We start from the raw sequence: 18,766 nt of genomic DNA, 5'->3' as shown, positions 1-18,766 counted from the left end.
TAACGTCTTTTAGGGCTTTGTTTTGTAATAATAAGCCGTTCAACATTTTTAATTTAAACCTTGTTGAAACAAAGTCTGTTTTGAACTTCACCCAAGATATCAAAAGTTCACTGAAATTCAGCGCTATCTTCTGCAAATAGAAAGCAGACCCGCCTTTCAAACGGCTTTAGTGAAAGGACAATGGCCTGCTGACACATTTAAATCGTATTGGTCTAAAGCAGACCAGAAGCAACCTTAAAATCAATTTTCTAAGTCGCGACTACGCTTTTCCCAATCTTTATTAGGCTGATTTTCGCGAGTTTACTCGTCCTTGGATCACTGCCTTGATATTATTTTTTGCATAATTAAAGAAAACCTTGAGTGGAGAAAGCTTAGGATTTGGCTTCTTCCCTTCACCAATCGCTTTAAACTGCGCGGCATACCACAGAATTTCCATGATCGCCATTTTATCAACAAAAGGGATACCAGTTTTGATTTGTTCTACTGCATATCGAACGTCCTGACCAGCAATCAAGTTGTTGCTGACTTCAGGTTCTACCGCAAGAGGACGTGCAATCCCAATAAATTCACACGCACCACTGTCTAAAGCCGCATTCATTCCTTGCGCTGTACGGAAACCACCTGTCACCATAAGATGACATTTGACCTCTTTACGAATTTTTTCTGCAAAATCTAAGAAATATGCTTCACGTGCAATCGTACTTTGCTTACGTTTATCCGCTTTTGCGCCTGCCATTGCTGGTGCTTCATAGGTACCACCAGAAATTTCGATCAAATCGATCCCTGCTGTATCAATGGCTTTAAATACTTGAACCACTTCTTCTTCTGTGATTCCACCACGCTGGAAATCTGCAGAGTTCAGTTTGACTGAAATAATAAAGTTTTCTGAGGTTTTAGCACGCACTGCAGCATAAATTTCTAATAAGAAACGCATACGGTTTTCAATTGAACCGCCCCATTGATCTTGACGTTTATTGGTCAATGGTGAAAGAAATTGACTGATCAAATAACCATGTGCACCATGTAACTGTACACCTTCAAAACCTGCTTTTTCACAGATCCGCGCAGCTTCAGCAAATCGTTGAATGATATCCAAAATTTCTGCTTCATTAAGTGCACGTGGTGTACCAAATGTCGTTGCCAACATTGGACTAAAAGGCACTGCTGAAGGTGCCACTGTTTCTTTATTGAGTCCTTTTGGACACTGGCGACCTGGATGTGATAACTGAATCAGTTGTACCATCCCGTGCTTTTTACCCACATTTGCCCATTCAGTCAGTTTGGCAAGATCACGCTCAGTTTCAACTACAACAACACCCGGCTCATTCTTCGCACGGAAATCAACCATCACATTACCCGTAATGGCACAACCTAAACCGCCTTTCCCCCAAGCATCATATAAACCTAAATGCAATTGGTTCGGTTGCCCTGCATGATTGGCCAATGCTTCACTCATCGCACCTTTAATGATTCGGTTTTTAAATCGCGTGTTTTTTATTTCTAATGCTTGTGCAAGATGGCTCATGGTCAAATCTCTTTAGTGATTAGAGCTTTTACTCTAATTTAAATTTATAATAGTTCAAGCGTAAATCTGACAATGCATTTTGTCAACTTTGTTAATGTGAATATTTTTTGAACCACAATCATCTATACAGCATTAATACTGACTCGCTGCAATTAATCGCTTGGTATAGTCATTTAAAGGTTTATCAAATAAGGCTTGAGTGTCTTGAAACTCGATAACTTTAGCATCTTTTAATACCAAAACTTTCTGACAAAGTGCTTTTACCACCTGCAAATCATGACTAATAAACAAATAACTCATTTGATAATCCTGTTGCAACTGACGCAGTAATTTTACAATCGCACGCTGTGTGGTCCGGTCAAGTGCTGAGGTTGGTTCATCGAGAATCAGTAATTTAGGGCGTAATACCACAGCACGTGCTAAAGCCACACGTTGCCGTTGACCGCCAGACAATTCATGCGGATAACGCTGTTTAACTGTTATCGGGAGATCTACTTTGTCTAAAATTTCATTGATACGAATCAACATTTCAGCTTCTTTTAGGTGTTTTAGTGCCAAGCCCTCTCGAATAATCTGATCTACAGTCATACGTGGATTTAAACTGCTTAACGGATCTTGAAATACAATTTGAAAATTGGATCGCAGTGGGCGTAATTTACGCTGGCTTAATCGGTTCAAGTCCTGATTGAGTAGGAAAACATTGCCTGAGCACTGTATAAGTCGTGCGATTGCCAGTGCCAAAGAAGTTTTACCAGAACCGCTTTCTCCAACAATCCCGATGGACTCAGCGCGATCTAAACGTAAATTGATCGGTTGAACAGCAACAAAATAATCTTTAACTCGATTAAATATGCCCTTTCTTATTGGAAATTTCACCCCAACACGGTGTAGTGATAAAACTAAATTACGTTTATGCGGTAAAGCATTGGCTTCACCAAAATCATGATCCAATAAATATTGGGTATAGCTGGCTTTAGGGTTTTGAAAAATATTTCGAACCGTGCCTTTTTCTTCAACCTGCCCCTGATTCATCACAATCACTTGATTGGCATATTTACGCACCAAATTCAAGTCATGACTAACCAAAATCATGGCCATTTTATGGTTTAGAATAAGCAGTTGTAATAAGTTTAAAACTTGAGATTGTAATGTGACATCTAAAGCTGTTGTCGGCTCATCCGCGATAATAATTTCAGGCTTTTGTGCCAAAACGGATGCAATCAAAACACGTTGTCGTTGACCACCTGATAACTCATGTGGATAACGATTCAACTTATCCTCAGGTTCGTCCATTCCGACATCACACAATAAGTCATAGACACGTTTTCTGACTTTTTCCTTAGACATTCCATCTAAAAGTAAAGTCTCACCAATAATCCGCTCAACCTTGTGTAACGGGTTGAGTGCAGTCATCGGTTCTTGAAAAATCATGGCAATTTTTTTACCACGGATCGCCAAATGCGCATTTTGATTAAGAGACAATAGGTTTTGCTCATCATATAATGCTTGTCCAGTCACAATTAAATTTTCAGGAAGTAAGCCAAGTAAGGCCAAACCACTGATTGATTTGCCTGAACCACTCTCCCCGACAATCGCAACAGTTTCCCCGACATGTAGGTCAAAGTTAAGATTATTGACCAGCACCTCTTTACGCTGATTTTCAATATGCAGATGTTGGACAGACAACAACAAAGATGGATCATTTTTGACGTCTTGAATCGAATGCATCGCGTGTCGCCTCCCCAATATAAATCAATAAAGATAGCACCAAGGCCAAAGTAAAAAATCCAGATAAAGCCAGCCACGGCGCATTTAAATTATTTTTACCTTGTAGTAATAATTCGCCAAGGGAGGCTGCATCTGGTGGTAGCCCATAACCCAAAAAATCCAATGCAGTAAGTGCGGTGATATTTGCAGTCAGCATAAATGGAAGTTGAGATAAACTTGAACTGATCACATTGGGCAAGATATGTCGGAACATAATCACCAAATCACTCACCCCTAAGGCACGTGCTGCTTGAACATAATCTAAATGACGGGCGCGAAGAAATTCTGCACGGACTATACCGACCAACTCTGTCCAGCCAAAAATCAACATAATCAAAAATAGCCAATAGACACTCGGGGTAAATATACTGACCAAGATGATCACCATAAATAACGTCGGTAAACCACCCCAAACTTCAAGCAGACGTTGCCCAATTAAATCCACCCATCCGCCATAATAACCCTGTATCGCCCCAACAATAATTCCAATAAATGCAGCAAATAGTGTCAATGCCAAACCAAACAACAGTGATATGCGTAGACCATAAAGAATACGGGCAAATACATCACGCCCTTGATCATCTGTACCTAACCAGTTTTGTGCGGTGGGTGGCGAAGGAACAGGAACGGCTAAATCTAAATTGGGGGTTTGGTAGGAATAACGAACCGGTGGCCAAATCGACCAACCTTTTTCATCAATCAACTGTTGAACCACAGGATCACGATAATCGGCTTCTGTTTCAAAGACCCCACCAAAATGTGTTTCAGGATAAGCCTTTAAAACTGGCAGGTAATAATGCTGATCGTATTTGACCAATAAGGGCTTATCATTGGCAATAAATTCAGCAGAAATTGAAAGAATAAATAAAACAATAAATACGATGAAACAGACAAAACCCAAGCGATTTTTCTTAAATTTCTGTATTCGTACTTGCATGATCGGTGACATTATTTTGCACCTCTCGATTCAAAATCAATTCGCGGATCAATCACACGATAAATCACATCACAGATTAAACGTAAAATCAGCCCAAACAAGGTCAGAAAGAACAAAGCACCAAAAATCACCGGATAATCACGTTGTTGCACGGCTTCAAAACCTAGCAAGCCGAGTCCATCCAAATTAAAAATAATTTCAATCAGTAGATTTCCAACAAAGAACACCCCAACCAATACTTCAGGCAAGCCGGCAACAATCACCAACAATGCATTGCGAAATACGTGTTTATATAACACATCATTTTCAGTTAAGCCTTTTGCTCGTGCTGCCAGCACATACTGCTTATTGAGCTCTTCCATAAATGAATATTTTGTCAGATAGGTTAAACTTGCAAATCCACCCAACACCATGGCCAGCAAAGGTAAAGCCATGTGCCAAAAATAATCTGCTATTTTTTCAAATAGATTGAGACTGTGAAAGTTGTCTGAAACAAAGCCTTGTAACGGAAACCATTGTAAATAAGAACCACCAGCAAAAAACACGATCAACAATATTGCAAATACAAAAGCGGGAACGGCATAGCCCACAGCCAAAAGTAATGAGGTTGATTTATCAAAAAATAAGCCATGCTGCTTGGCTTTTTTAATCCCTAAAGGAATTGAGATTAAATAAATCAAAAAAGTGCTCCACGCCCCCAAGGAAATGGTAACTGGCATTTTTTCCCATAACAGCTCAGTCACCGGCTTATCTTTAAAAAAACTTGTACCAAAATCTAAAGCTAAATAATTTTTTAACATCAACCAGAATCGTTCATGTGCAGGTCGATCAAAACCATACTGCTGTTTGATTTTATCGACCATATCTTCGCTTAAGCCCTGTGCACCACGATACTCATGGTTATTGACCGAAGATGATAGCCCCCCAGCAGTCATGTTGACCCCTTGGAAGTTTTCCGCTTGTTGAATGGCTTGTTCAACAGGCCCACCAGGTGCAATTTGAACCACAACAAAATTGATCAAGAGAACAAAGAACAATGTTGGGATGATCAGTAACAGCCTTTTGAGTATATATGTGCCCATTGAAACGATGTTCCTTATGACCTCATGAGGGTAAATATGTCAATTTAAACATCACTCACGTTGAGCCATTGATGTTTTAACCATGAAGATTTGAAATTATGCTTTTTAAAATGCTCGATTTTTTAAATATTGCTCTACTTTTTTCGCTTGATCTGCATCTGCCCACCAATACTCTAAACCGAGGGATAATTTTGGTTTAACTTTGGGTTGCTGATACATATTCCAATAAGCATACCAGTTTTTATCATTGCCATAAGTCAGAATTTGATAATAGCCTGCACGTAATACCCGATCCAGTGCTCGGGTACGAAGCACCAATTGTTCACGGTTCGGTGCATAAATAATCTGTTGAATCAGCTGATCGACTACTGGGCTTTTAACACCTGCATAATTGTAATTGCCCACTTCGTCGGCAGCCTTACTGCCCCACATCTGTGCCTGTTCAGTACCCGGTGTTAATGATTGCGGCATATCAATAGCGGTCATCTGAAAATCTAAACGGCGCATACGCTCTGTATATTGCGGTAAATCGACTTGACGAATATTTGCCTGAATCCCAAGTTTTTTTAAGTTACGAATATATGGCAGCAAAGTCCGTAGCACGCCATCTTGATGAATCAGAAATTCAATTTGAATGGGACGACCTTGTCTATCCACCAATTGTCCATTGTGAAAACGATAACCCGCCTTTAATAGCATCGAACGTGCAATCAATAAATTTTGTCGGTTAAAACCACTGGCATCTGAAACTGGGTATTTCCAATCTGCCAATACACCTTGGCGTTGTAATGCGGGCAATTGCTTTAAATAAGGTGTTAAAATTTCAAGTTCTTTCGCGCTTGGTTTTCCAGTCGCAGCAAGCTCACTGTTTTGAAAGTGGCTTTGCAAGCGAATATTTTGACCATATAACAATGCTTTGTTGATCCATTCAAAATCATAAGCATAGGTCAATGCTTGGCGAAAATTGAGATCATTGAATGGCGCCTTTCGGGTATTAAAAACCAAACTTTGCGTGAGTGCTGGTGTTTCAATCTTAGAAATATACTTTTTCACCAAACCTTGTTTTACCGCAGGGAAATTATATTCGGTGACCCAGTTACGGGCATTTTTTTCTTGATAAAAGCGATATTGTCCAGATTTAAACCCTTCAAAAGCGATTTCAGGGCTTCGATAATAAACATATTTCATGTGATCAAAGTTATAACGACCACGATTGATGGCTAAGTCCTTTGCCCAATAATTTGGATTGCGCTTATAGCTAATACTGCGCCCAGAATCAATCCGCTCAATCAGATAAGGCCCCGATCCTAAAATCGGCTGCAAGGTCACTTTGCTATAGTCTTTATTTTTCCAATCTGCTTTTGAATAAATCGCAATTTTTGCCAAAATAAAGGGCATGTCTGCATTGTGGTCTGATTTAAATGTCATTTTCACTTGGTATTTAGACAATACCTCAGTCTTGGCTAAATCAGACAGATACATTTGAAAGCCTAAATTGGCTTTGCTCTGAATGGTATCAAAACTAAATTTAACATCCTCAGCCGTGACGGGTGAACCATCACTAAAACGAGCTTTAGGATTTAAATGGAAAATAACAAATTTGGTTTTAACAGGATCATAAGTGACTTTTTCAGCGAGAAGTGGATATAACACACCTGGCTCATCCAGTGAGCTATCCATTAAGCTATCAAATAGATAATTAATCCCTTCAGTTGAACTGCCTTTGCCATTCATACTATTGAGATTATCAAAGGTGCCTATACTCGCTGTACTGATATAGCCGCCTTTGGGTGCATTGCTATTGGCATAAGGCATCGCCCGAGCTTTGACATATAGTGGAGCATTATGTACAGCAATATATGCTGTTGTCTGTAGAGCAGCATCAACATTTATAGTTGCAACACATAATCCCAATGCCAGCCCGATCGGGCTGACACATGCAAAACTTAGGCGCATTCCCCTATTTTCCTTTATTCAAAAAAGTTTTTGAAAGGTTAAGCTTTAAACGTCGTTCCAATAAAATGGCGCTTAAAGATTCGGAACTTTAATAATGCTGCCAATGCGTAATGAAGCGTTTGGTTTTATTTCATTCATCTCAGCAAGTGCACTGGTATCAATCCCAAACTTGCTGGCTAAACGAATCAATGAATCACCGCTTTTCACTTTGTATTCAGTCACTGTTTTAGGAATACGAATAGATTGTCCACGTTGTAAACCCGCACGTGGGCTCAGATCATTCAATTCAGCCAGTTCTTGAACTGACATACCAACACGATTTGCAATCGCATTTAACGACTCACCAGACTTCACCGCATAGCTTTCAGTATTCTTACTCGAAGCTTTAGCTGTTGCTTTCGCAGTCGCCTTTAGGTCTTCTTTTTCTTTAGATAGCGTGGATTTACTGGGTAATTCCCCATCAAGCTTTAAGCGTTGTCCAATATCCAAAGCCTGATTACGCGACAAACCATTTAATTCACTTAAATAAGACAATTGCAGTTTATATTTTTTTGCAACGCTTGCCAGTGTTTCACCTGATTTGACCACATGGATATCTTTACTAGAGCCTTCTGATTTCGACTCATTTCTCGCTTGTGCTTTCTCTTTACTGCTAGTTTCAGGCGTGCCAGTCAACTTCAATTTCTGCCCAACAAACAAACCAGATGTACTTTTTAAACCATTTAAATCGGCAATTTGGTTAACTTGCAAATTATACTTATTTGCCAGCGCAATTAGGCTATCCCCAGATTGCACAGTATAGGTTTCTGGTGTTGTTGTTCCAGCAGGGATCTTAATGATTTGACCCACAAGCAAGTTTTTAGATGTCGAAATTTTGTTTAACTCAGCTAATTCTGCCAAGCTTAATTTAGACTGAACCGCAATACTGGATAAACTATCGCCACTTTGAACTTTATAGTTCTCAGTTTTATAGGTTGTTTCAGCTTTTACATTCTTAAACTTACTTTGATCAATCACTTTAGAGTCAAGTTTAGCTTCTGGCTCATTGACTTCACTGAGTGGCACATTGATCTTTTGCCCCACAAATAAGCTACTTGAGGTATCTAGACCTGGAGTCAAATCAGCGAGTTCATGTACAGATAAAGCATAACGATCGGCAATCACTTTAAGATATTCGCCACGTTTAACTGCATAAGCCTTAGTCTTGATTTTTGCAACAGGCTTAGAGGTATCCGCACGAACCACTGCTTTATTGATTTCAGATAATTTATCATCTGAAGCATCTTTAAGCTTTAATTTCTGACCGACAAATAAATTACTGTTGGTATTCAGATTATTATAATTTGCCAATTGTGAAACAGATAAATCAAACTGATTTGCCACACTGGTTAAACTGTCATTTGGTTTAACCACATAATTGGCTGGAGCTGAATCCGTGGTTTTGCGAGAAACCACAGGTGTATCAATTTGTGGTTTGGCATCATATAAATACAAAGTCGCCCCAACAAATAAAGTTCCGTTTGGATCAACTTGGTTCCATTTGGCAATATCGCGCCAATTTACGCCATTCTTTAAAGCGATCGTTGCTAAAGTATCCCCTGCCAAAACGGTATAAGTACTGCGTTTACCTCTTGGTGGTTCAACCACAACTTCAGTTTCGGTTTTCTTAAAGTTCTTATCTTGATTCAGTTTGGCTTCTTCTGAGTTTGCAGGTGTGGTATCTGCTAAACCTTTAGGATATGAGAATCCAACCGTATTTTCTTTACCTTGAACCTCTGCAACAGATTGACTGGTTTGAATTGCAGTCAGCTTAATTTTACCATCATACGGGTCAAGCACTTCTGTCCCTTGTGGTGCAATCGCCTTAATCTCTTTAACCACTTCTTCTTTTTCAGCTTGAGTGGCTTGAGGTTCTAAAACTTGTTTAACCGTTTCCTTTTCACCTTCAGCTTTTACTGCGGCAAGAATTTGTGCTTTTTCACGTGCAGAAATTGGCGGCTCTGCGGCAACAGGTTTCACATTGGCTGCATTGGTCACAGCAACAGGAATACGTGGCGCACTTGGAATATCAGCATTGGCAGCAAATTGCGCTAATGCATCCGAGCCTTGTGGTGTATTTTTGAGCGTACTCAATGAACCTGTGGTTGTCGTGGTGGTTTTTGCTGTTGTTAAAGCAGGTGGCGTCGCTTTACTTGGAGTAATCGATTGAGTCACTGTTGAGGTGACTGCTGTAGGCGTTAAAGTCCGTGTAGCTGTGGTTGGCGCAGTATTGCTTGCCCATAAACCGCTATCAGAACCTGGTTTTAACGCTCTTAGTTTTGCATCGATGGTTGGACTAAGATCCGCAGGAATCAAAATACGTAAAGTACTCGATGGATCAACAAATTCACCACGATGACCTGGGTTTAAAGCATATAATTCAGCACGACTTAAATTGGTAATTGAAGCAATTTGATTGAGTTGTACGCCCGGTGGAACTGCAACTTCTCTAAAGTGCGGACGATTGGCAATCGGCGGTAAGCTCACCCCATATTTAGATGGGCTTTTAATAATCTGCGCCACGGCTAAAAAGCGTGGTACATAGTTCATGGTTTCTTGAGGTAAACGCAATGACCAATAGTCTGTTGGTAAGCCCGCAGCTTGGTTACGGTTAATCGCTTGCTGAATACGCCCTGGACCTGCGTTATAGGCAGCCAAAGCCAACTCCCAAGAACCGAATTGATTATATAAACTGCCTAAAAATTCATAAGCGGCACGTGTTGATTCAACTACATCACGACGCCCGTCGTATAAACTGGTTTGTCTTAAACCATAAATTTTCCCTGTACTTGGGATAAATTGCCACATCCCTGCTGCAGCGGCACTACTGGTTGCTGCTGGGTCATAAGAACTTTCAATAATTGGCAACAGTGCTAATTCAGTAGGTAAACCACGACGTTCAGCTTCTTTCACGGTATGGTAAAGATAGCGTGACGCACGGGCACTTAGACGGTCAATATAAGGTTGGCGGGAAACAAACCAGCTCCGTTGTGCATCGATACGAGGATCCCAATGGTTTTCATCCATTTTAAAACCGACTGACATCCGCTTCCATACGTCACCATGTTTTAAAATCAATAGACGATCGCCCTCTACCGCACGTATATCAGTTGCAGAAAGTAGATCTTCTAGAGAATCCAGACTGCTGGCATCTAACATGCCTGCTGACTTTGATGTTTGAACTTTTGATGTTGTCGACGTCGAAGAACACCCTGCAGTCAACCCTAATGCTGCGAATGCAGATGTTAATAAGGATAATTTAAAGAAAACAGTCGCAGTAGGTTGCCACAGCATTGTGGTAGGTTTAAACATAAGAGTTCCGAACAACATTTAGTAAATTATTTTATCATTGCCATTTTAGTAGAGCTAAACGCGCTTACAAGGCAAATTTTGAATGCGAATTGCATACAAATGTTACAAGAAATTAAAAAAATCTCAGTTCATGCGTAGAAAACGCCGATTTGCGTATACAATAAATTCTTAAACCACGATGTTCAACTCTTAATTCACTTTCATTGGTTATTACTATGTCACAAACAATCACACTTTATGTCGATGGTGCTTGTAAAGGCAACCCAGGTCCTGGTGGCTGGGGCGCTTATATCATCACTGAAACAGAAGAGCATAAGTTGTGTGGTGGTGAACTTGATACAACCAATAACCGCATGGAACTTACCGCAGCCATTGAAGGGATCGCATTTTGCCCAACCGAAGCAAAATTAGTGCTTTGGACCGATTCCAACTATGTAAAACGTGGCATTACCGAATGGATTGAAGGGTGGAAAAAGAAAAACTGGAAAGATGTAAAAAACCCAGATCTTTGGAAAAAACTCGATCAAACCTGCCAAGGTCGCGAAATTGAATGGAACTGGATTAAAGGTCATGCTGGACATGCAGGCAATGAAATGGCAGATCAATTGGCGAATTTAGGTACTCAGCAAATACTCGACGCAAAAAAAAACACCACTGCGCCAACCAAATTGACTGAACCCTTGGCAGTGGCTGATGATAAAAAAAAACATGAAAAAGACTGGCTGCTTGACGATCCCTTTGGATTTGACCTGATTGAATCAAATGAAATGATAGAATCAGAAATTAGCCCTCAGCAGGATGTCATGCCAGCTCATGAAATTGAGATGGAAGAACCATCTAACCAAGATATCAATGAAAATGATGAGCCAGCAATGAGCCAACCCGCAATGCGAGATATTCATCCACAAATTGTGATTACACCTGCGACGGTCCAGTTACATGGCCCTAAACAGTTTATTCTGGATACCGAGACCACTGGTTTCTATTATCAGGACAGTGACCGAATTGTTGAAGTTGGCGCAATTGAAATGGTCAATCGTAAACTGACTGGCAGTTCGATTCATATCTATATTAATCCAGAAAAACCAGTTGGCGATTCAGAAGCCATCCATGGTATTACCGATGAGTTTTTAAAAGATAAGCCAAAATATAACGAAATTGCGCAAGTTTTATTTGACTACTTAAAAGGCAGTGAAATTATTGCGCATAATGCAAGCTTCGATATGAACTTCTTAGATATGGAGTTCAAGCGCAGTGGTCTACAGGCACTCTCAGAAGTATGTGAAGTAACTGATACTTTGGCAATGGCGAAAAGCAAACATCCTGGGCAAAAGAACTCTTTGGATGCCTTAGTTCGCCGTTATGAAATTCCGCAACGAGATCGTACTTTCCATGGTGCCTTACTCGATGCTGAAATTTTATCTGACGTTTATCTCGCCATGACAGGCGGTCAAGTATCCTTTGACATGGATGCTCTTTCTGCACATACTGATCAGGCGCAAAGAAATACAACTCGGAAAAAAATTGAAATCAATGCCCCAATCATTTTACCTTCAGATGAAGAATTAGATGCGCATGAGAACTGGGTCAAACAATTTCAAGAAAAACATGGGGAAGCCTGCATTTTTGCAAAATAAAATTTGAAATTGATGGCTATTTTTTCTGTAAAGATGGTCTTCTTCGGCTATATTAAAACTTAGAAAATTAGCCTCATTTTGAGGCTATGAAATAAAACATTCAGATACCCAGGATAGGTGCAGATCAATGTCTTACCAAACCTCTATACATTTTGATCCGACAGCATTACTTATTATTAAAAAAGAAGTCGATAATTCAATTTTACAGGTAGAATCTGCTGTCAGTAGTTTAGTTGAAGACCAAACTTTACCCTTCGGTATTGATGATGCTTTGCTTCAATTTGAACAATGTGTAAATGTGCTGATGCTCATCGATATGCCGCATGTTGCTAAAATTGCGCAACTCTCTGCGGCGGTGATGCGTAAAGTGATGCAAAACCCGCGTGAGATCAATACCCAAGAAGTGATCGCTTTGAGTGAAGGCACCACCATGCTCAAACGCTATATTGAGTTTATTTGCCTTCGTGAAGTCAGAGCGCCACAATTCTTACATGACACCTTAAATCGCTTAGAACTTTCTTTAGGTCTAGAGCTGACACCAGAAGGCCAAGCAATTATTCCTCTGCTTGACTGTGTAACACCGAATTTTAACTTGCCACAATCACCTGAGTTAGAGCATTCAGTGTATGTACATAAACTTTATAAATTATGCCTACATAAACTGCTCAAACAGCAAGAAACAGATTTAGATTTACAAGGTATCAAGCTGGTTGGGTCTTATTTGGCAAATGCAGCCAAAGGCCAAGAAAGTGAACAATATTGGGCTTTGGCTGCAGTTGCTTTAAATCACATTGAAAACATCATTCTCAATGACACACGCCTCAGAACGTTAATCAGTATTGAAACCAATATGTCTTTATTCTTTAAAGATCTAAGCGGATTCAAACCATCTTTATTAGATACTGCCAATATCCTAAGTATTTGTATCAGCCAAGAAGATGAAATATCACAACACATCCGTGAACAGATTAATGTTGGCGAAGATATTCTGACTGACACACAATTACAAATATTCAGCCGCCATTTATATGGCCCTGATTTTGAAACCATTCATAGTGTGAGCCAACTGATTACAGATGAAATGTCGCAAATCCGTAATGATATTGAGTTTAACTACAAAAATATGAGTGATGAAAAAACGCAAGAATTGAAAAGCAAACTGACTGATCTTGCGCATGTATTTAAAGTCTTGAATCTCAATGAAGCCTATAGCGGACTGAAACAACAGGCTGACCTACTGTCTCAAGACAACATGCTCAAAGATGAAAATTATGCGCAACAGTTGATGAACAGTATTTTATCAGCGATGAATTCGATTGGTATCTTAGAGCGTAATTACACATCGAGTCGTTTACAGTTAAAAGTGAATAACTTGCAGATTTCATTAGATCGTCTAGATGAAGCACATGCAGCATTATTGACTGAGACCAAAGCGCTGGTTGATTTAAGCTCACAAACATTGGTGCAATATTTACAAGATCCTCCAAGCACAAGTTTAGACCAACTTCCATCACAATTAAGTGAAATTGGTGGTGCACTGTTGTTCCTTGCGGCAAAAGATGGTCAAAAAGCATTGTTACTCTCTGCGGAGTTTATTCAAACGGGTCTTAACAAAGAGCACGTGTTTAACCTTGCACAAGTCAATAAACTGCTTGATGTTTTAGCCAGTGCAGACATGATGATTGAAAATCTACAAAACAAACAACCTGTTTTACAAGCCATGTTTGATGTAGCATTAACAAGTAGTCAAAATTTAAAATCGGTAGCCTAATGTCAGAATTATCACTTGCATATATCTTTCACCATCAACAACTTTTAGTGGATGAAAATTTACAACTACCTAAAGTTGAAAAGTTAGCAAGTGATATCAGCTTTAACTCGGGTGATCAGATTATTGCCCGAGATCTTTTTATCGAAGATCAAATTCCAGAGGGATATCAACTCATCCCGATTCGTCAATTGATTTCACAATGGACCAAATCTGAGTTTGAACAAGCCAGTCGTGCAGTACAGTTGCTAGAGTGGCGAAGAAACCATAAGTTTTGTAGCCACTGTGGACACGAAACCGAGGTTCACCCAACTGAATATGCCATGGTCTGCCCTAGCTGTCGTTATCATCAATACCCGCGTGTACAACCGTGTATTATCACCGTGATTACTCGTGGCGATAACGAAATTCTATTGGCAAAAAATGCCAAGAATAAAAGCAAGATGTATGGCCTTATTGCGGGTTTTGTTGAAGTCGGTGAAACACTGGAAGAAGCAGTCAAAAGAGAAACGTTGGAAGAAGTTGGCCTACATGTCAAAAATGTCCAATATTTATCCAGCCAACCTTGGCCTTTTCCAAGTAATCTTATGCTGGCCTTTAAGGCAGAATATGAATCTGGTGAAATCGTCTTGCAAGAAGAAGAAATTAGTGAGGCTCAGTTCTTTAAATTTGATCAGTTACCCGAAACGCCTTTTAGTGGCAGTATCGCCCATGCCATGATTGAACATGTAATTCACAATAAACCGATGCATAAAGACTGATTTTGATTGAGACATGTTCAAATCAAAAATGCCTAGCGATTGCTAGGCATTTTTCATTGCTTCATTTAAAACCTTAATAATTTCAGGCCGGGTTTTATAGAATCGACTAAATAAACTTGAAACACTGCCCATAATTGAAATATGACCAGTTTTAGGTATCGTGTAAATTTCACAATGATTGCCTTGTTCAAGTAATTGCTGTTTAAAATCTAAAGAGTTTTTAGCTTTAACGATTTGATCATTTTCTGCCAAGAACAAATAATGCTTTACCTCATTTTTTTCAACAAAATAATACGGCATTACTTGTTGATAAGGAATGCTTTGATCAAACGCATTCTCGGCTAAAGCATCGCCTTTATAATCGAAATGATAAGGTCCAGCAATTCCAATCAAAGCTTTAATATTTTGTTTGATGGCCAGTTGGTAGTGCTTAGGATGATAAAGCAAAGACGCAATATTAAATGCACCTGCTGAATGCCCCATCAAGGCAATTTTATCCATTGAAATACCGAAACGCGCTTGTTGTTGTTCCAAATAATTCAAAGCAACTGCAAGATCATCAATATAGCTTGGAAATTTATGCTCAGGTGCCAAATGATAGTTCAGCACTGCCACGTTATAGCCAAAACGGCTAAAGGCCTCGCCTACAAATTTATAAGCACTTTTATCGCCATGACTCCATGCCCCACCATGAACAAAAAGAATCAGCGCATTCTGTTGCTTTTTATTAGAAATATATAAATCTAAACGTTGTCTCGCCTTTAAGCCATAGGCAATATTATGCTGAATGGAATAGCCCTTTTTAGGGGTCAAGCCATTAATGGTAATACTGCCTAAATCGTATAAACGAAAATCTTGATAGTGCGATTTAAATTGAGATTTTAGTTGTTCAAACTGCTTTCCAAATCTAACTTTTAAAAACTTTAACCTATTGTTGAATAACATTATTGTTTGGCTCTGTAGCATTAGGATCAATCGCAACAGGTGTCTGTACATCAGGTTGTTGTTGTACATTATTTACCACAGGTGCTGTGAAAGATGAAGGTTGGACTGAATTATTCGCTTGTTCGACATTATCAATCAAGGTCACAATTTTAGTCACATTTCCAACTTTTTGTAAAACATCATTTAAATCTGCAATTTCAGCATTGTTTAAACGACCTAAAACATACAACACGCCGTCTTCTGTATGGATCAAGACTTTATTGTCTGAAACCACAGGCGCTTTCATCACTAAACCACGAGTATTCACAGTAACTGATGCATCTTGCATGATGGTGCTATAACCGATTTGATTTCCTACAGTCAGATAATTATGGACTGCTTTTACATCGCTCATTGCTCGTAGATTATCTTCTGCCAACTGCTTTAAATGCGCATCTGGCACTTGCCCTGTCAATAAGACATTGCTATGAAAACTATTAATATTGACACGAGATTGCTTAAATCGAGCATCCAACTTATACAAGTTGATTTTCGCAGTTCGCTCAATAGAAGAATCAATAAACACTTGTCCTAAAGATCGAACACCACTATCTGTTCCCACTGGTGAAGAACCAGTACCACCAGAGATAAAACTCGCGCAACCAGACAAACTTGCTACACACATCATGGTGATGACAATACGTTTTAACACTCAGCAAGACTCCTATTAATTTCAGCCTGCTAAACAACCCATTTAAACGTCGTTAACATGCTGGAAAATATATTTATTTTTGAAATAACCGTACATAAATTTCAGTCACAGATTAATCAAGTCTGCATCTAAAGTAAATGCATTTTCAATCCAAGATTGATCATAAGAGATTTTACTGAGGTCTTGCTGTACGTTTTTTGCAATTTTATGATGTAAATCAAAACCAATCACATCGAAACGGCAATAATATTGTTCATATTGTGGATATTCTTGTAAAAACTTAAACGCCGTTTTAATCATTTTTTGTTGTTTTGATTGATTTACCGTTTCAAAAGCATGCCCCATCTGTGTTGGAGTTCTTGCTTTCACCTCAACAAAAATTAACTCTTGTTTAGACTGCGCAATAATATCTATTTCACCAAAGCGCGAGAAATAATTCAATTTTATGATGTCATAGCCATGTTGAAGCAGTAATTTCACTGCTTCTTGCTCAGCCCATTGTCCTAAATTATTTTTTGCCATCAGAAACCTATCATCACAAAGGCACTAAATTATTTTTTGAGCGTTCAAAACATTGCGGAATACGCTCAACACGATTTCCATCAATTTTAATTTTTCCCGTGCGACCATTAAAGGTTAAGCTTTTTACATTCGGATCCAAAACAAATTGTTCAGCAATATGCCAAGCATCTCCACCAAAGGCATATAAACGCTGATACGGTAACGAGGTCGGTTTATCTTTATAAGCTTTGACGACATCATCCCATTCGGCAATGTATAAGGCTGGAACATCACAGAATTTCATCCCTTTAGGCAAGGCCTTTTTTTCATCGACAGCAATGGCTTGGGTATAAATTTTTTTCTTCTGCAATTTGGGAAAACTGGTCAACCATTGGTTTGAACCTAACAGTAAAATACCCTCTCGATCCGAAATCGACTTTGGCATATGCTCTACAGGATCGACTTCACCCATATAATTGGCAAATAATGCATTTAAAAAGCTAATAGATTCCGCTTCCGTTCCTTTTTCACGCACCACATAGAGTTTGCTGACTTTATCATGCTGGATATAATCAAGCAGCGCCAATGCATCGTCATTTTTAGAAAGGCTATATTGCCAAACACTTTTATCGCTAGGATAAACTTCATTGAGTGCCAACACAGGTACTTTAGGCTTCAAATTAATTAAAGCCTCAACATCAGGACGAGCCAAAGGCCCAATAATCATTTTAGTCTTTTTATTGACGTGCTGTTTTAACAGGGCTTTGATGGTCTTTTGATCTGAATCGACAAATTTTAATGGTATTTCATTCTTTGAGGCCTGCGCGGCACTTAATATTCCTTGTTTAATACTCAAACCCGCTCGCGACATAGGGCCTGTTTCAGGTAATATAACCAGAATTTCTGCGTGAACTTGGATTGTAAATCCAACCATTCCCAACACAACCACTCTTTTAATACTGTTCAACACTAACTTATTCTTCATGGAGACCTTTATGAGTGCTCAATTATTCGTCGTAGCGACCCCAATTGGGCACTTAGATGATATGACTTTTCGTTCTATTGAAGTTTTAAAGTCTGTTTCTGTTATTGCGGCAGAAGATACACGTCAATCTGCTCAATTATTAAAGCACTATAATATCTCAACTCCGCTCACAGCGTGTCATGATCACAATGAAAGTAACAAAATTGATATACTTATCGAAAAATTAAAAAGCGGTCAGAATATTGCTCTGGTCAGTGATGCAGGCACACCATTGATTAGTGACCCAGGTTTTAAATTGGTACGTGCTGCTCAGGAAAATGGTATTCGTGTCATTCCTGTGCCTGGTGCATGTGCTGCTATTGCTGCGCTAAGTGCGGTGGGTTTACCGAGTGATCGTTTTAGCTTCGAAGGCTTTTTATCGTCGAAACAATCGCAACGATTGATTCAATTAGAAAAATTAAAAAATGAATCACAAACCATGATTATCTATGAAGCACCTCATCGTATTTTAGATAGTGTCAAAGATATGGCAGATGTTTTTGGCGCAGATCGCCCTGTTGGTTTTGCACGTGAAATTACCAAAACATTTGAAACGATTAAAAAGATGACTTTGGGCGAGTTGGTGACATTTATTGAAAATGATCGCAATCAGCAAAAAGGTGAAATTGTTTTAGTTATTGGTGGTGCACCAGATGCCAAAGATCAAGATGTTGAACAAGAGAAATTAGATCAACTTTTAAATCGCTTATTACAAGATTTATCAGTCAAAGCAGCATCACAACTGGCTGCGGATCTAACTGGCATCAAAAAGAAAATCGCCTATCAACGTGCTTTAGAGCTGACTAATCAACAATAATTTT

At 39.2% G+C, this 18,766-nt stretch carries 14 protein-coding genes; 4 read left to right on the top strand and 10 right to left on the bottom strand.

Annotation, left to right across the window (positions count from 1 at the left end):
* Positions 1–280: 280 nt before the first annotated feature.
* From FHR28_RS20240 to FHR28_RS20215, 6 genes are all read right to left on the bottom strand, one after another.
* The gene (locus FHR28_RS20240) at positions 281–1,525 is read right to left on the bottom strand and encodes an NADH:flavin oxidoreductase/NADH oxidase family protein (RefSeq protein ID WP_034614284.1); all 1,245 of its coding nucleotides are present in this window, start codon (positions 1,523–1,525) and stop codon (positions 281–283) included.
* Between the two features lie 132 nt (positions 1,526–1,657).
* On the bottom strand, positions 1,658–3,253 hold the full coding sequence (locus FHR28_RS20235; RefSeq protein ID WP_166783407.1) for a dipeptide ABC transporter ATP-binding protein: 1,596 nt from the start codon (positions 3,251–3,253) through the stop codon (positions 1,658–1,660).
* A complete protein-coding gene (locus tag FHR28_RS20230; protein WP_166783406.1) occupies positions 3,225–4,241 on the bottom strand; it encodes an ABC transporter permease in 1,017 nt (338 codons plus the stop codon). The genes FHR28_RS20235 and FHR28_RS20230 overlap by 29 nt, the downstream gene beginning before the upstream one ends.
* Positions 4,241–5,311: a microcin C ABC transporter permease YejB gene (locus FHR28_RS20225; protein WP_056516160.1), complete on the bottom strand. Its 1,071-nt coding sequence runs from the start codon at positions 5,309–5,311 to the stop codon at positions 4,241–4,243. Before FHR28_RS20225 ends, FHR28_RS20230 begins: the two co-directional genes overlap by 1 nt.
* A gap of 105 nt (positions 5,312–5,416) precedes the next feature.
* A complete protein-coding gene (locus tag FHR28_RS20220; RefSeq protein WP_166783405.1) occupies positions 5,417–7,267 on the bottom strand; it encodes an extracellular solute-binding protein in 1,851 nt (616 codons plus the stop codon).
* Between the two features lie 72 nt (positions 7,268–7,339).
* Entirely contained in the window at positions 7,340–10,618 is a 3,279-nt protein-coding gene (locus FHR28_RS20215) for a LysM peptidoglycan-binding domain-containing protein (RefSeq protein WP_166783404.1), read from the bottom strand.
* Between the two features lie 215 nt (positions 10,619–10,833).
* Here FHR28_RS20215 and dnaQ point away from each other — a divergent pair, with 215 nt between their 5' ends.
* The 3 genes from dnaQ to nudC all read left to right on the top strand — a co-directional run bounded on the left by dnaQ (position 10,834) and on the right by nudC (position 14,784).
* A complete protein-coding gene (gene dnaQ, locus FHR28_RS20210) occupies positions 10,834–12,255 on the top strand; it encodes a DNA polymerase III subunit epsilon (protein WP_166783403.1) in 1,422 nt (473 codons plus the stop codon).
* A 127-nt stretch (positions 12,256–12,382) separates the two neighbouring features.
* Complete coding sequence (locus FHR28_RS20205; protein WP_154130350.1) at positions 12,383–14,026, top strand: chemotaxis protein; 1,644 nt, start codon at positions 12,383–12,385, stop codon at positions 14,024–14,026.
* Positions 14,026–14,784, top strand: a complete 759-nt coding sequence (gene nudC, locus FHR28_RS20200; RefSeq protein ID WP_105714544.1) for an NAD(+) diphosphatase — start codon at positions 14,026–14,028, stop codon at positions 14,782–14,784. The genes FHR28_RS20205 and nudC overlap by 1 nt, the downstream gene beginning before the upstream one ends.
* Before the next feature lie 42 nt (positions 14,785–14,826).
* Here the strand turns inward: nudC and FHR28_RS20195 are convergent, their stop codons facing one another.
* The 4 genes from FHR28_RS20195 to FHR28_RS20180 all read right to left on the bottom strand — a co-directional run bounded on the left by FHR28_RS20195 (position 14,827) and on the right by FHR28_RS20180 (position 17,906).
* A complete protein-coding gene (locus FHR28_RS20195) occupies positions 14,827–15,729 on the bottom strand; it encodes an alpha/beta hydrolase (protein ID WP_004722054.1) in 903 nt (300 codons plus the stop codon).
* Positions 15,713–16,420 (bottom strand): BON domain-containing protein, encoded by a 708-nt coding sequence (locus tag FHR28_RS20190; protein WP_004722055.1) that lies wholly within the window; start codon positions 16,418–16,420, stop codon positions 15,713–15,715. The genes FHR28_RS20195 and FHR28_RS20190 overlap by 17 nt, the downstream gene beginning before the upstream one ends.
* Positions 16,421–16,525: 105 nt before the next feature.
* Positions 16,526–16,942, bottom strand: a complete 417-nt coding sequence (locus FHR28_RS20185) for a YraN family protein (protein ID WP_166783402.1) — start codon at positions 16,940–16,942, stop codon at positions 16,526–16,528.
* A 13-nt stretch (positions 16,943–16,955) separates the two neighbouring features.
* On the bottom strand, positions 16,956–17,906 hold the full coding sequence (locus tag FHR28_RS20180) for a penicillin-binding protein activator (protein ID WP_004722061.1): 951 nt from the start codon (positions 17,904–17,906) through the stop codon (positions 16,956–16,958).
* Positions 17,907–17,916: 10 nt separating this feature from the next.
* Between FHR28_RS20180 and rsmI the strand changes: the two genes are divergently transcribed.
* The gene (gene rsmI, locus FHR28_RS20175) at positions 17,917–18,762 is read left to right on the top strand and encodes a 16S rRNA (cytidine(1402)-2'-O)-methyltransferase (protein WP_166783401.1); all 846 of its coding nucleotides are present in this window, start codon (positions 17,917–17,919) and stop codon (positions 18,760–18,762) included.
* Positions 18,763–18,766: the final 4 nt, after the last annotated feature.

Source organism: Acinetobacter sp. BIGb0196 (genome assembly GCF_011759595.1).
Lineage (GTDB): Bacteria > Pseudomonadota > Gammaproteobacteria > Pseudomonadales > Moraxellaceae > Acinetobacter > Acinetobacter guillouiae.
Note: the sequence above shows the minus strand (reverse complement) of the source record. Positions and strands in the feature narration are given on the sequence as shown.